This window comes from Nocardiopsis sp. NPDC049922 (assembly GCF_040660275.1).
In the GTDB taxonomy this organism is placed as follows: domain Bacteria; phylum Actinomycetota; class Actinomycetes; order Streptosporangiales; family Streptosporangiaceae; genus Nocardiopsis.
Window position 1 is genome coordinate 85,028 of sequence record NZ_JBFAME010000003.1, and the last position, 12,689, is coordinate 97,716.

14 protein-coding genes are annotated in these 12,689 nt (G+C 71.7%); 8 read left to right on the top strand and 6 right to left on the bottom strand.

All coding sequences use genetic code 11. The features are described from left to right. Positions 1–69: 69 nt before the first annotated feature. The 4 genes from AB0I72_RS07035 (at position 70) to AB0I72_RS07050 (ending at position 4,643) form a co-directional block, all read left to right on the top strand. Positions 70–390, top strand: a complete 321-nt coding sequence (locus tag AB0I72_RS07035; RefSeq protein WP_358563924.1) for a nucleotide pyrophosphohydrolase — start codon at positions 70–72, stop codon at positions 388–390. A gap of 186 nt (positions 391–576) precedes the next feature. Then, positions 577–2,334, top strand: a complete 1,758-nt coding sequence (locus AB0I72_RS07040; protein WP_358563926.1) for an ankyrin repeat domain-containing protein — start codon at positions 577–579, stop codon at positions 2,332–2,334. Positions 2,335–2,413: 79 nt separating this feature from the next. Continuing rightward, on the top strand, positions 2,414–2,830 hold the full coding sequence (locus AB0I72_RS07045; protein WP_358563928.1) for a YchJ family metal-binding protein: 417 nt from the start codon (positions 2,414–2,416) through the stop codon (positions 2,828–2,830). A gap of 211 nt (positions 2,831–3,041) precedes the next feature. Next, positions 3,042–4,643 (top strand): hypothetical protein, encoded by a 1,602-nt coding sequence (locus tag AB0I72_RS07050; protein WP_358563930.1) that lies wholly within the window; start codon positions 3,042–3,044, stop codon positions 4,641–4,643. A 105-nt stretch (positions 4,644–4,748) separates the two neighbouring features. Here AB0I72_RS07050 and AB0I72_RS07055 read toward each other — a convergent pair whose 3' ends face one another. Further along, the gene (locus AB0I72_RS07055) at positions 4,749–4,961 is read right to left on the bottom strand and encodes a DUF397 domain-containing protein (protein WP_358563932.1); all 213 of its coding nucleotides are present in this window, start codon (positions 4,959–4,961) and stop codon (positions 4,749–4,751) included. Then, complete coding sequence (locus tag AB0I72_RS07060; protein WP_358563934.1) at positions 4,961–5,857, bottom strand: helix-turn-helix transcriptional regulator; 897 nt, start codon at positions 5,855–5,857, stop codon at positions 4,961–4,963. Before AB0I72_RS07060 ends, AB0I72_RS07055 begins: the two co-directional genes overlap by 1 nt. A 137-nt stretch (positions 5,858–5,994) precedes the next feature. Between AB0I72_RS07060 and AB0I72_RS07065 the strand changes: the two genes are divergently transcribed. After that, positions 5,995–6,951 carry a helix-turn-helix transcriptional regulator gene (locus tag AB0I72_RS07065; RefSeq protein ID WP_358563936.1) on the top strand — a complete coding sequence of 319 codons (957 nt, stop codon included), beginning with the start codon at positions 5,995–5,997 and terminating at the stop codon, positions 6,949–6,951. 104 nt (positions 6,952–7,055) lie between these two features. Next, positions 7,056–7,598, top strand: coding sequence for an ATP-binding protein (locus tag AB0I72_RS07070; protein ID WP_358563938.1), 543 nt, complete (start codon positions 7,056–7,058; stop codon positions 7,596–7,598). A gap of 178 nt (positions 7,599–7,776) precedes the next feature. Here the strand turns inward: AB0I72_RS07070 and AB0I72_RS07075 are convergent, their stop codons facing one another. Both AB0I72_RS07075 and AB0I72_RS07080 read right to left on the bottom strand, forming a co-directional pair. Next, the gene (locus AB0I72_RS07075) at positions 7,777–8,121 is read right to left on the bottom strand and encodes a hypothetical protein (RefSeq protein WP_358563940.1); all 345 of its coding nucleotides are present in this window, start codon (positions 8,119–8,121) and stop codon (positions 7,777–7,779) included. 2 nt (positions 8,122–8,123) lie between these two features. Continuing rightward, positions 8,124–8,459: a hypothetical protein gene (locus AB0I72_RS07080; protein ID WP_358563942.1), complete on the bottom strand. Its 336-nt coding sequence runs from the start codon at positions 8,457–8,459 to the stop codon at positions 8,124–8,126. A gap of 402 nt (positions 8,460–8,861) precedes the next feature. Here AB0I72_RS07080 and AB0I72_RS07085 point away from each other — a divergent pair, with 402 nt between their 5' ends. Then, the gene (locus AB0I72_RS07085; RefSeq protein ID WP_358563943.1) at positions 8,862–9,230 is read left to right on the top strand and encodes an MmcQ/YjbR family DNA-binding protein; all 369 of its coding nucleotides are present in this window, start codon (positions 8,862–8,864) and stop codon (positions 9,228–9,230) included. Positions 9,231–9,299: 69 nt separating this feature from the next. On the opposite strand, the gene AB0I72_RS07090 is transcribed toward AB0I72_RS07085, so the two are convergent. Further along, entirely contained in the window at positions 9,300–10,694 is a 1,395-nt protein-coding gene (locus AB0I72_RS07090; protein WP_358563944.1) for an acyl-CoA synthetase, read from the bottom strand. Positions 10,695–10,817: 123 nt separating this feature from the next. On the opposite strand from AB0I72_RS07090, the gene AB0I72_RS07095 reads away from it, so the two are divergent. Further along, positions 10,818–11,489, top strand: coding sequence for a DUF429 domain-containing protein (locus tag AB0I72_RS07095; RefSeq protein WP_358563945.1), 672 nt, complete (start codon positions 10,818–10,820; stop codon positions 11,487–11,489). A 42-nt stretch (positions 11,490–11,531) separates the two neighbouring features. Here the strand turns inward: AB0I72_RS07095 and AB0I72_RS07100 are convergent, their stop codons facing one another. Next, entirely contained in the window at positions 11,532–11,849 is a 318-nt protein-coding gene (locus AB0I72_RS07100) for a hypothetical protein (RefSeq protein WP_358563946.1), read from the bottom strand. Positions 11,850–12,689 lie beyond the last annotated feature (840 nt).

Genomic DNA, 12,689 nt, shown 5'->3' on the forward strand with positions numbered 1-12,689 from the left:
CCGGCGATCGTGACGTCGATCGCCCCGCCTCCCGTCCGGCGTGCCTTCCGCCTCTGGTAGACCGGTGCCATGAGTGTCGCAGCGTTGCAGGAGTTGCTGGAGAGGTTCGCTGACGCCCGAGACTGGGGTCCCTACCACACGCCCAAGAACCTCGCGATGGCCCTGTCCGGCGAGGCCGGCGAGCTGGTGGCCGAGTTCCAGTGGCTGACCGCCGAGGAGTCCGAGCGGGTCATGGCCGACCCGGACAAGGCGACGGCGGTCCGCCAGGAGATGGCGGACGTGTTCTGCTACCTGCTGCGCCTGGCCGACGTGCTCGGGGTCGACCTGGACGCGGCCGTCCGCGAGAAGGTCGCGATCAACGAACACCGCTTCCCGGTCCCGCGAGCCTAGGCCCGGCGCGTCGCCGCCCCGGCCGGATCGGGGCGGCTCCGGGTTTCCCGCCCCCGCGCCCGCCCGCCGCCGGGGAGAGTGGTAGGACGGTGTCCGCCGTCGGGAGCCGTCCCGCGCCGTCGGGCCGAGACCGACCGCGAGACCGCACTCCGTGCCGGAGCCGGGCCACCGCCCGCCGAGGAGTGGGTGAACGGAGGGGCAGTGGACGTTCTGGCGTTGGGGAGACGGGAACGCGTCGCGTGGGCGCGAGCGGTCCGCCGGTACGCGGTGCCGAGGTGGATGATCGAGCGGGCGACCGAGCGGCGTCTGGCCGGGGACTGGAGGGGCGCGTGCGCCGCCGCCGGTGTGGACGTGGCCTTCGACCCCGCGGAGGCGGCGAACCGCCACGGGACCGAGTTCGCCGCCGCGCTGGAGGACGACCTCCTCCACCTCGCCCCCGACCTGGTCCGCTGGCACCTGCCCCGGGGCGAGCCGACGCACACCACGATCGCCCCCGGCCAGCGGATCCTGTTGTCGTGGCCGGGAGACTCCACGGACGCGGAGCGGCCCCTGCTGGTCGTGCGCACGCCCCGGTGGGCGGTGCTCGGGTCACAGCGTCTGACCCTGGGGCTCGACCGCCCCGCCGACCCCGGGAGGGGGCGGTACGCGACCCACCCGACCATCGACCGGCCGCACGCCGCGTTCTGGCGCGGCGTCACGCACGCCTGGACGACCTCGCGCCACCTGTGGGACGCCAGGAAGGCCCCTGAACTGCGCGAACGTATCGGGGGGAACGGGGAGCGCGCGCCGTTTCTGAACCCCGACGGCACGCCCCGCGCCGTCGCCGACCCACCCGCCACCGATCAGGGGAGCCACGACCCCGTGGCGTTCACCGAGTGGGTCGTCCAGACGTATGAGCGCGGGGACGTCGTGGAAGCCCTCGCCGCCGCTGGAGTGGACGCCCGGTTCCCCATGGGGTGGCTTCCGGAGGGTCGGCGCGGCTGGGGGGACCCGCCGCTGCGCCTTCCGCTCGACCCGACCCGGATCGGGCCCGAGACGCGGAGGCTGGCCGAGGCGGGTCACGAACCCCGGTTCTGGATTCCCTTCGACGATCGCACCGTGGTGAGGGTGAGCCTCGACGGGACGGACCGGGTCCGACTGCGGCTCGGCTCCCACGACTCCCTCTCCCCCTGGGGTGTCCTGCTGCCCGAGGCGTGCTGGCAGCGGTCGCCGGACCTGGACCTGCTCCGCGACGGAGGAGCGTCCCCCGACGAGCTGCATCCGCTGGTGCGCGAGGCCCTCGCCCCCGGGGCCCCCGATCCGACCGGTCCGGTGGGGCCACCGGAACCCGACCCGCCCGCTCCCGTGCGGATCCGCTGTCAGGGCACGTGGCACGAGATGGCCTTCGCCGACGGAGAACTGCGCGACTCGCATGGTCGGCGGGAGGACCGCGAGGCCGCGCCCGGGGACCTCGGAGAGCACGGCGCCGGGTGCCTCGCCGTTCGCGAGGCGTGGTCGACGGGCAGGGGCTGGCTGCCCGAACCGTGGGTCGCCCAACGCCAGGGCCTGTTCCAGCGGATCCAGCACGGCGACACCCCCGGCGTCCTTCGGCTGCTGGACGCCGGACTGGACCCTCGCGTGCGCGACGACCTGGGCCGCACACCGCTCCACCTGCTGAGCAGGGTCGACCACGAGGAGGTGCTGCCGAGACTGCTGGCGGCCGGACTCGACGTCGAGGCCCGGGACGACGAGGGGCGCACGCCGCTGTTCACGGCCGTGGCGGAGTACGGCTCGTGGCGGCTCGTCGAGGATCTCGTGGAGGCGGGCGCGCGCTACGACGTCGTCTGCGCGATCGACGGGCGCAGATCGTCGCTGCCCGTGCTCATCTACCGGATGGGCCGGACCGACCTGTTGCTCCTGTCGACCAGGATCGTGAAGGAGTACCCAGAACTCGGGCGGGTGTGAGCGTGGCGCGACCCGCCGCCACCGCGAGCGGGGCCGTTCCCTTCCACCCCGGGGCGTTTCACCCGCCACAATGGAGGGCATGTCGCAGCGCAGTCCTCGCACCCGGTCCGCCCACGCCACGCAACCCTGTCCGTGCGGCCGTGACGCCGCCTACCAGGACTGCTGCGGACGCCTGCACGCCGGGCTCGCGTCCGCCGCCACGGCCGAGGACCTGATGCGGTCGCGCTACAGCGCCTTCGCCGTCGGCGACGAGGCCTACCTGCTGCGCAGCTGGCACCCCGACACCCGGCCGCGCCGCCTCGACCTCGACGCCCGGACCGAGTGGGTGCGCCTGGAGGTCCTCGGCGCCACGGGCGGCACGCCGTTCCACAACGAGGGCACGGTCGACTTCCGCGCCGTCCACCGCGAGGGCGGCCAGGAGTTCGAGCTCCGCGAGCACAGCCGGTTCGTGCGCCACGAGGGCGCCTGGGTCTACCTCGACGCCCTTCCCGAGTAGCGCGTCGGCCCTCCCTCAGGAGCCGAGCCCCCGGCCCCGCACGCCCCCGACCGTCGCTCACGGTCGCGACGCCATGACCGAAAACTGGAACCACGTTCCTGAACTGGACTGATGTGCGCTCTGGGTACCCGGGTGGATGCGGAGAGTTTCGCCATGAAATATTAAGGGTTCGTATAGTTCCTCCCCGCTACAGAACGGACGCAGAGAGCGCATGGACCCGCGAACCCCAGGTCCGCTCGAACAGGATGACCTCATCCAGGCCATCGGTCGGGCCCTCGTCACGGCCGTCCCCGACGGGTGGCGGCAGCTCACCTACCGCACCCGCGTGGTCGGATCCCTCATCGACGACATCCTCGCCGTCCAGGGGGTGGACGGCGAGATCCGCCCGACGCCCGTCCCGGAGGGCGCGGCCGAGCCGCTGACCGACCTCAAACGCGCGTGCTACCTGGAGGGCAGGGGCACGTGGCTCACCATGGTCCTGTCCATCGACCACTCGGGACAGTTCGACGTCGACTTCGACCACGACTCCGATCCCCTGCTGACCCGCCCGCACAACGCCTACGCCTACGCCCAGGAACTCTCCCGCTTCCCCCGCACCGAGGAGCACGTCCCCGCATGGCTGCGCGCCAGGCTCGACGAGGCGCGTCCCATGAGCCCGCTCATGATGGCCGCCGAGTTCGGCGCCGCGCTGGTCGCCGCCTGCGCCGGTGAGGGGCTCACCGCCGAGTACCGCGCCCCGACGGCTCTGCGCGTCGACCTCCCCGACGGCACCGCCCTCCTCGACGCCGACATGGAGGAGACCTTCGACCAGGGGGTCGTCCTGCTCCCCGAGGACCGCGCCAGGCTCGCCGCGCACGTCGCCGGACACCTCGCCCGCTCCGCCGGACTCCGCACGGACACCCTCGCGGGAGCCCCGAACCCCGCCGGGGCCGACGCCCCCGACACCCCGGGCGACCCCGTCGCCGACGCCCTGCGCGCCGCCTTCCTCCGCCACGGCGCCGACGTCTCCTTCCGGGGGCCCGACACCCTCGTCCTGCCGATCGCGGGCACCACCGCCTCCACCGACATCGGCGGGCTGCGCCGTGCCCTGGCGGGCCGGGATCCCGAACGGATCGCCCGGTACGCCGCGGACTTCGCCCGCGCCGCCGTCGACCAGCTCGCCCAGGCCACCGGACAGGCGGTCGAGCCCCCGCACCGGCTGCGAGTCCGTCTGTATCCGGCGACCATGTTCCCCGAGGGCGCCGTGGACCAGGTCCTGAGCCGCGAGATCGTCCCCGGCCTGTGGCAGACGGTCGTCGTCGACGGCGCCGACAGCCTGCAACCCCTGTCCCGCAAGGCGCACGCGAACTCCGGCCGCCCCGAGGAGCAGGTGTTCGCGGGGGCCGTCGCCGCCTCCGTGGCCGAACCCGTGGAGGTCAGCCGACACGAGGTCGACGGCACGCCGTTCGTGCGCATCGGCGGCCAGCACCCCTACGTCGCCGCGCACGCCCACGACCTCGACCGCCACCTGGGCGAGGCGCCGCACGGCGCCCTGGTGGCGTTCCCCGTCCCCGAGGTGCTCATCGTGCACGAACTGGGGCAGGGCCACCCCGTCGAGGCCGTGCGGAACCTCCAGGAGATCGCCCGACGCTGCACCGCCGACGCCGCCAAGCCGATCAGCTCCCAGGTCTACTGGTGGCACCCCTCCTCGCGCACCCGCGATCCGGGCGACCCCGTGGACCTGCGGTTGGTCGGGGTCGACGACGAGGAGGGGAAGGCGTCGCCGCACGCGCCCGACGAGGAGTTCTCCCGGCTCGTGCATTCGCTGACGTAGCCGTCCGCGCCCGGGAGAACGCCGACGCCCCCGCTCTCTCGTCGGACAGCGGGGGCGCCTCGTTCCCGTGATCGTGCCCGCAGGAGCAAGATCACGGAGGGTTGGTTAGTTCAGGTCACCCTTGGCGACGTTGAGGAATGCCTGCCACTCGTTGCCGCAGAAGAAGAGTGCACCCAGGTCACGATGCTTGGTGTCCCGGACCCCGGTGATCGGCCCCTCGGCGACCTCCACGCACTCGCCTCGCTCTGCGCTGTAGCTGGCGGTGTGCCAGGGGGAGACGGGCGCCAACGTCGCTTCGGTGGCCTTGTGCTCGGTCATCAGAGCCTCTCCAGTTCGCCCGCCAGGCGGCGGATGAAGTCTTGCGTGTCATCCAACGGCAGCGCAGCGGCCTGCATGTACTCGAACCTGTGCTCGTGATCGGCCAGTTCCTTGTTGCCTTCGAAGAAATGCCCGCTGGGGAGAACGTCAATGTAGCCCACCCGGTCGGTCTCGCCGAGGTGCAGCAGGGTGTAGCCGCAGGGCTGCGCCATGCCCTTGGACAGTAGCAGCACCTGGATGTCGATGTTCGGCCGCTGGTTGAGCTCCAGCAGGTGCTGGAACTGGGTGCGCATCACCTCCGGACCACCGACCAGGCACCGGAGCGCCGACTCGTCGATGATCGCCCAGATCCGGGGTGGGTGGCCGCGATCCAGAATGCTGGCGCAACGCTCGATCCGGGCAGCGACGCGCTTCTGACGCTCCTCCGAGTCGGCCACGAACCCGCGCGACATCAGGGCCTCGATGTAGTCCGGGTGCTGGAGCAGTCCCGGAACGACGCCCATGGCGTACTGCTGGATCTTGGTCGCCTCGTTCTCCAGGCTGTAGAAGGCGTTGCCCGCCACGTCCTCGTGCTGGAACCACCACGGTTTCTGTTTCCTCGCCGCCTTGGCGATCTCGACCAGCTCCTCCCGGAGCGCGTCGCTCGCTCCGTACAGGCGGCACAGTGCGGCGACGGCCTCCGTCGTCAGGCGGACGAACCGCCCGTTCTCGATTCGGTAGAGCTTGCTGGTGTCCCACCCCAGCTCGTTGGCGACCTGCTCCTGGGACATCTTCGCCTGGCTTCTGAGCCGCTTGAGCTGGCTCACCAGATAGTGCCTGCGGACGGGGGAGCCCTGGGCCACGGTGATCTCCTTCGTTCCATCGATGTCGCGCTGGTGGGTGGGGATCGTGGACATCATCTCACTGGATCCAAAAGGGGCATGTGCTCATAATGCGGACCACTTTAGTTGCATGCCTTGTAAGTTCTTTGGTCTGTGTCTAGCTTAGGGGTGTCAGCGCGGCTCTCAACGAGACAACCGAGCGGAGGTCGGCCATGACCGGTGAACGGCGTGTACGGGCAGGCATGAGCGGTGGAGGGGGGAGGGACGGGACCGCCGACGAGCTGTGGATCCGATTCGGGGCCAGGATGAAGGCCGCACGCGAGAGCGCGGGGCTGTCCCTGGACTTCCTGGCCGACCGGTGCGTCACCTCGATCGACGTCCTCCGTGAGGTGGAGGCCGGGAAGGAAGTCCCGGACCGTCACCAGATCGCCGCCTTGGACCGGGAACTGCGCGCCAAGGGAGTCCTGTGGGACGCGTGGGCGCACGCCCACATCACCGATCGACTCGCCGTCGGGGCCACCGCGGCCGACTTCATGCGCTCGGCACAGCAGATCCGCGTCTACGCCCCGCTCGTCCTGCCCGATCACTTCCTCACCGAGGACTACGCCCGTGCTCTCGACAGGGCCGAATGTCCCATGGAAGTCCGCAGCTTCATCTGCGACCGGCACCGCCGCTCACGCCTGATGCCGACCAGCTCCGGACCGCCCTACTACTGCGTGGTCATGGACGCGGACGCCCTGACCCGTGTCGTCGGCAGCCCGGAGACCACCCGGGAGCAGTGGGGGTTCCTGCACCGACTGGTCTCCGGCGGCCGGGTCAGCCTGCACGTCATCCCGCGCGGCACGGCCCACCACCCCGGGCTGCGCGGCGCGTTCTGGACCCTGTCCTTCTCACCCCGGCACACCCTCGCCCACACCCCGCACCCGCGCGGCCCCGGCCATCTGATCAGCGACGCCTCACTCGTCAAGGGGTACGTCGACCTCTTCGCCACCCTCCAGGGCGCAGCGCTGTCCGCCCCCGACTCGCTCCGGTTCCTGGAGGAACTGCTGCGGTCGCACGAGAACGAGCCCAAGGCCATCACCACCGGCCCCGACCTCCGCAGCGCGGCCGATCGGACGTCCGACCGCGACTCCGGGGCCACCACCGACCCCCTGCGCTCCCTCCGCTGACAAACGGCGAGCTCCGAAACGAAAAAGTGCTCTGGCGGGTGCTGGTACCACCCGCCAGAGCGCGCCGACAACCGATGACGAATCCATCCGAAAGGAATGCCGACATGCCCATGGTGCCGCAGCCGCGCGCTCCTATCCACACCCCCACCCCGCCCTTCGCCGGGCGGCGCTGGCCCTCGCGCGTCTACCCCGGCGACCTCGCCCAGACCTCCTGGGTCCGCGCGGACCTGCGCGCCGACCTCGCCCGCCTGGAGGGAACCGACCCCGACTGGTCGGACACGGTCGTGCTGTGCGCGAGCGAGATGTTCGCGAACGCCTGTGACCACTCCCGCTCCGGCCAGGACCCCGACGGCCGAGTCATCCGCACCCTGTCGATGCCCACCGCCACGACCGTGCACGTGTCGATCGTCGACGACGGAACCCGGGACACGGTCGCGACCATCAGCGGCCCCCGGATCCCCGAGCACCGCACGCCCCAGGAGTGGGAGGAGGCCGAACGCGGCCGGGGCCTGCTGCTCATCGACCACCTGGCCACCGCGTGGGGCACCCGGGCGGTCGTGGACTTCCCGTTCTGCGGCGGCCTGGGCACCGTGATCTGGGCCGAATTCGCGCTGCCCGTCGCCGCGTGCGCGGGCGCGGGCCGGTGAGCGCCGACGTGCGGGCACACGCCGGGCCGGGCCAGCCGCACCGCCACCGCGAACCCCGCTCCACCGGCTGGTTCCTGGCCACCCACACCCTCGCCCGCAGGCGGCCGAACCGGACATCTTGACATGGAACTGCTCCGGACCCGCTCTCAGGAGTCTTCACCGGGGTGGTGCGTGGTGATCAGGCCCAGGTGTCACGGTGCTCGACCACCACGCTCTGTCCCGCCAGACCCAGATGGCTTCCCTTCCCGCACCGCGTCTGCGCGGTTTCCTGAAGGTGGGTCACCAGCAGGGAGATGTTGTCGACGATATCGGTTGAATCCGTCTCCTGCGGCGACTTGCCGATCATCCGTGCGAGATGTGCGTCCAGGATGTCCGCGTTCAGCCTCAGGACCAGTGGTGGACGGAAAGTCGATTCGTATACCCGGTGGATGGCCATCCTTGAGTCCTCGCGCAGAAAATTCATCTCGATACCGGATCTTGCGGCGAAGTCGAGAAAGGTGTTGAGCGCCTGTTCCTTGTCCATGGTCACCCCTGCGGGTAGGAGGTGATGACGCCCTTGCTGCTTTCGATCACCACGACCCCGCGAAAACGCTTCCTGAGCTGCTTACCCTTGTAGAGCATGACCGGCGCGCTGAAGCGGTACCTGTTGTGCGGCTCACGGCTGACGCGCTCGGTGCTGATCAGGACCTGCTCCATCGCCCAGTCGCTGAACGTGCGCCAGTCGAGACTCAGCGGGCTCGCGTATGCCTGCCAGTCATGTCGGTGATCATGCAGGATGTGATAATAGCCGTACTTTCTGGTCCCACATCGCAGATGCACGGTCTTCGCGGAACCGCCGCCGGTCTTCTCGAAGGTGCGCACGATCTTGGACTCATCGTCTCGGAATCCGCAGGCCGCCCAGGTCTTCTGTGGTCGCAGGGCGGACGGTGTGAGGCGCGTGTCTCCGATGACGACCGAGTAGCTCGCGTGTCCGGCCCCGGATCTCGGTAGTTCCGCTTCAGCCAGGGCCGGAGCCGGAGTGAGGAGTACTAGTGAAGAAATGGCATGAATGACCCATTTTCGTAACACCGTGGCCTCTTGCCCTGATGTTGAATCCCGCTTTCTCTCGGTAGGGATATCACGCGGTACCGGCCGTGGGCGTTGATCGGGGAGCGGCGAGTCGTCTACAGGTGGATGCGGGAACGTGATACCCGCGGCGGGGACGTCGAGGAAGACGGTGGGGCCCGGATGCCGTGTGTCGGCGGTGTGTGGTTGTCTTCTCGTATGGGTGTGGAGATCGAGCGGTTCCTGCGGTTGGCGACGGCGCTGCCCGAATGCACGCACACGGAATCGGACGCCTACACGACGTTCCGTGTGCAGGGCAAGCCGTTCGGCTACCTGTGGCCGCGTACCGCCACGGTGGGGCTGAAGCAGACGTTGGTCGAACAGGCCGCGCTCGTGGCGGAGCGCCCCGAGGTGTTCGAGGTGCAGTTCACCGCGGGCGGGTTCGGCTGGGTGGTCGTCCACCTCGACGGGATCGACCTGGACGAGCTCAGCGAACTCACCCTGGAGGCCTGGTACCTGACCGTGCCCGAGGACATGCGGGACGTCTCTCCGACACCGGCGGCCCTCGTCGAGGCCTCGTCCGGATGATCTCCCAGTCCGCGTGTGGCGCCGCGCTGGGCCGATGCTCCCCGTAGCGCCTCCTGACTCCCGCCAGGATCAACGCCCCTCGTCGACCAGCAGCTTCTTCTGGACCTTGCCCATGGCGTTGCGCGGCAGCACGTCGACCACGCGCACCTCGCGCGGACGCTTGTGCACGGACAGACGGGTGGCCACGTGCTCGACGACCGCCCCGGGGTCGATGCCGTCGCCCACCAGGTAGGCGACGATCCGCTGCCCCAGGTCGTCGTCGGGCTCGCCCACCACGGCGGCCTCCCGCACCGAGGGGTGACCGAGCAGCGCCGCCTCGACCTCGCCCGCGCCGACCCGGTACCCGCCGGTCTTGATCATGTCCACCGACATCCGCCCCACGATCCGGTGCCACCCCTCCCCGTCCAGGACCGCCGCGTCACCGGTACGGAACCAGCCGTCGTCGGTCCACGCCGCCGCCGTGGCCTCCGGCAGACCGAGATACCCGTCGAACATCGTGGCGCCGCGCACCTGGAGCTCCCCGATCGACTCCCCGTCCGAGGGGACGGGCTCGCCGCGCTCACCGCGCACCCGTGACGCCACGCCGGGCAGCGCCGTTCCCACCCAGCCGGTGCGGCGCGGGGCGTCGGCGCGCGCGGCCAGGGTGATCAGCGACTCGGTCATCCCGTACCGCTCCACCGGGCTGTGTCCGACCAGTGCGCGCAGGTCCTCGGCCACCGGGTCGGGGAGCGCGGCGCTGCCGGACACCAGGAGCCGGGCCCCGGCCAGGGCACGGGCGCTGGCCGGGTCGCGGGCGATGCGCGACCACACGGTCGGCACACCGAAGAACAGGGTGCCTCCCGCCCGCGCGGAGGCGGCGTAGGCGGCGGGCGTGGGCCGGACGGTGTGCACGAGCGGACCGCCCACCCGGAGGGGACCCAGCACGCCCAGGACCAGACCGTGCACGTGGAACAGCGGCAGGCCGTGGACGAGCATGTCGTCGGGGGTCCAGGACCAGGCGTCGGCGAGGCCGTCCAGGCAGGCCGCCATGGCTCCCCGGGAGATCACGGCGCCCTTGGGCCGGCCGGTGGTCCCGGAGGTGTAGAGGATCAGCCCGGTGGAGTCGGGGGAGGGCTCGGGGAAGTCGGGGCAGGACCGCTCGGACGGGTCGACGGGGACCGCGGGCAGGTCGACGCCCTCCGGCTGATCGCCGAGCCAGAGGGACGCGCCGGAGTCGCGCACGATGTGGCGGCGCTCGGCCGTACCCGAGTCGGCGGGGACCGGGACCACGGGGACTCCGGCCAGGAGACCGCCGACGATCGCGACCACCGTCCTCAGCGACGCCTCCCCGTGCACCGCCACGGCGTCGGCTCCGGCGATCCGGTCGGCGACGGCGGCGGCGGCCGACCAGAGCCCCTCACGGTCGAGCTCCTCGTCACCGACCCGCACCGCGAGCCCGTCACCCGTTCCGGAGCCCAGCAGCATGTTCCGTCCCCGCTCTCGTCCGTCCCCGATCCGGTCGCCAGCCAGTAGACCACACGCCGGTCGCACGTCTCACCGGGTGTTCGCGCGGGTGTTCGTGCGAGCGGTACGGGGAACAGACCCCGCATGGAGGTCGTGGGTGTCGACGGGTGCCGTCGAGGATGGGTGGCCGTGCACCTACGCGACGGCCGGTGGCTGCGCGCCGGGCTCCATCCGGATCTGTCCTGCGTCCTGAAGGACACCTCCGCGCACGTGGTGGCCGTGGACATCCCCATGGGGCTGCTCGCGGACGGGGCTCGCGCGTGCGACGGGCGGATCCGCGGGCTCCTCGGTCCACGGGCGAACTCCGTCTTCCCCACCCCGCCGCGAGGGGTCGTCCAGGTGGAGGACTTCGAGACCGCCAACCGGCTGTGCCGCCGCCTCACCGGTCGGGGGCTGAGCCGTCAGACCTTCGCCCTCTTCCCGAAGATCCGCGAGGTCGACGCGCTCAGGGGCGAGTGGGGCGACCGCCTGTACGAGGTCCACCCGGAGCTGTCGTTCCGCGCGATGGCGGGCGCGCCGCTGAGGTCGGGCAAACGGACCTGGAACGGTCAGGCCCTGCGCATGCGGCTCCTGGCCGACGAGGGCATCGTTGCCCCCGAGGACCTCGCGGAGGCCGGCGAGGTCCCGGTGGATGACGTCCTGGACGCGGCGGCCGCCGCCTGGACGGCGGCGCGGATCGCCGCCGGTCGGGCACACACCTGTCCCGACCGGCCGGAGCGCGACGAGCGGGGCGGTCCGATCGCGATCTGGTACTGAGCGGGACGGGCTCACCCGACGTCGCGTCCGCCCGGCCGCACCTCACCGCAGCGCCTCGGCCGACCGTCGTTCTCTCAGGTCGTCGAGCTGCCTGCGCACGGCGGCCACGGCGGCGCGCCGGGCACCCGAACCAGGCGGGGGAGCGGGTGACGGCACGGGCGGCCGGTGCGCGCTCTCCTCCAGTGAGGCGAGCGCGCGTGCCAGGAGCTCCGGGTCGATTTCGGGGTCGGCGCCCTCGCCCTCCACGTCCTCCGGAGGAGGCGGCGACGGCGCGGCCACGCGCGGCGCGGGCGGGTGGACGAGTTCGTCGGGGACCGAGCGGCAGGGGCGGGCGCACGCCCGGCAGGAGCCGCCGGGCACGTTGCGAACGCCAGGGTGGTCGGGGCAGGTGCGAGGCGCGGTTCCGGCGTCGTCGACGACGAACTCGGGTGGCCGGGCGAAGGGGTCGCCGTCCTCGGACGTGCTCGGCCGGGGCCGGGGATCGGTGGGAACCCCGGGGTCCGCGGCCGACCCACGCCTTCGCTCAGGCGTCCGTCGAGGAAGGTCCGCGCGTCCTCGGCGCTGCGCATGCGGCGCATGAGGACGGGGAAGGGACGGCGCGCGGTGCCCGTGTCGCTGACCAGGGCGGCGAGGTCGGCGGGTGTCAGCCCCTCCTCCAGGACCCTGAGCGCGGCCCGCTCCAGGGCGGCGCGGTCGGCGCGGGGATCGCGCAGGGCGTGGTCCGGGATGCGTTCGATCCACGGGACCGCCGGACCCGCCTGGCGGGGCTCGCGCGTCCGGACGGACGGACGGAGAGGGGTCGCTGGGGGAAGGGTCGGTGGGGAAAAGGTCTGTCGGTCGATCTGACGGGGCGGCGACGTCATCGTGACATGTCGTGGTTTCACGGTGACATGTCGTTCCCGTCGGCGGGTGGGGGCGGGATGCCGCGTCGAGGGGCTCCTCGCCCAGGGTGGCGCGCACCTGGTTGATCTCCGCCACGGTCTGCTCCGGGAAGGCGGACAGGGGGATCAACAGCTCCAGGACCTCGGGGAGGCGATCGGCGTGGAGGCGTCCCGCGCCGATGTCCCCGGCGAAGAAGACGCGCTTCGCGTCTCGGGACAGGCGTCGGACGATCCCGGCGCGCACGAGGTCGTTCACGGCCCGGCTGACCGTGGAGGGGCTCACATGGTGGCCGCAGCGCGCGACGATGGTCCTGTGGTG

What these genes read in the sequence shown, in the direction of transcription:
- AB0I72_RS07035 (WP_358563924.1), top strand. Translation starts at nt 70, where the DNA reads ATGAGTGTCGCAGCGTTGCAGGAGTTGCTGGAGAGGTTCGCTGACGCC.
- AB0I72_RS07045 (WP_358563928.1), top strand. Translation starts at nt 2,414, where the DNA reads ATGTCGCAGCGCAGTCCTCGCACCCGGTCCGCCCACGCCACGCAACCC.
- AB0I72_RS07050 (WP_358563930.1), top strand. Translation starts at nt 3,042, where the DNA reads ATGGACCCGCGAACCCCAGGTCCGCTCGAACAGGATGACCTCATCCAG.
- AB0I72_RS07055 (WP_358563932.1), bottom strand. Translation starts at nt 4,961, where the DNA reads ATGACCGAGCACAAGGCCACCGAAGCGACGTTGGCGCCCGTCTCCCCC.
- AB0I72_RS07060 (WP_358563934.1), bottom strand. Translation starts at nt 5,857, where the DNA reads ATGTCCACGATCCCCACCCACCAGCGCGACATCGATGGAACGAAGGAG.
- AB0I72_RS07065 (WP_358563936.1), top strand. Translation starts at nt 5,995, where the DNA reads ATGACCGGTGAACGGCGTGTACGGGCAGGCATGAGCGGTGGAGGGGGG.
- AB0I72_RS07070 (WP_358563938.1), top strand. Translation starts at nt 7,056, where the DNA reads ATGCCCATGGTGCCGCAGCCGCGCGCTCCTATCCACACCCCCACCCCG.
- AB0I72_RS07075 (WP_358563940.1), bottom strand. Translation starts at nt 8,121, where the DNA reads ATGGACAAGGAACAGGCGCTCAACACCTTTCTCGACTTCGCCGCAAGA.
- AB0I72_RS07085 (WP_358563943.1), top strand. Translation starts at nt 8,862, where the DNA reads ATGGGTGTGGAGATCGAGCGGTTCCTGCGGTTGGCGACGGCGCTGCCC.
- AB0I72_RS07090 (WP_358563944.1), bottom strand. Translation starts at nt 10,694, where the DNA reads ATGCTGCTGGGCTCCGGAACGGGTGACGGGCTCGCGGTGCGGGTCGGT.
- AB0I72_RS07095 (WP_358563945.1), top strand. Translation starts at nt 10,818, where the DNA reads ATGGAGGTCGTGGGTGTCGACGGGTGCCGTCGAGGATGGGTGGCCGTG.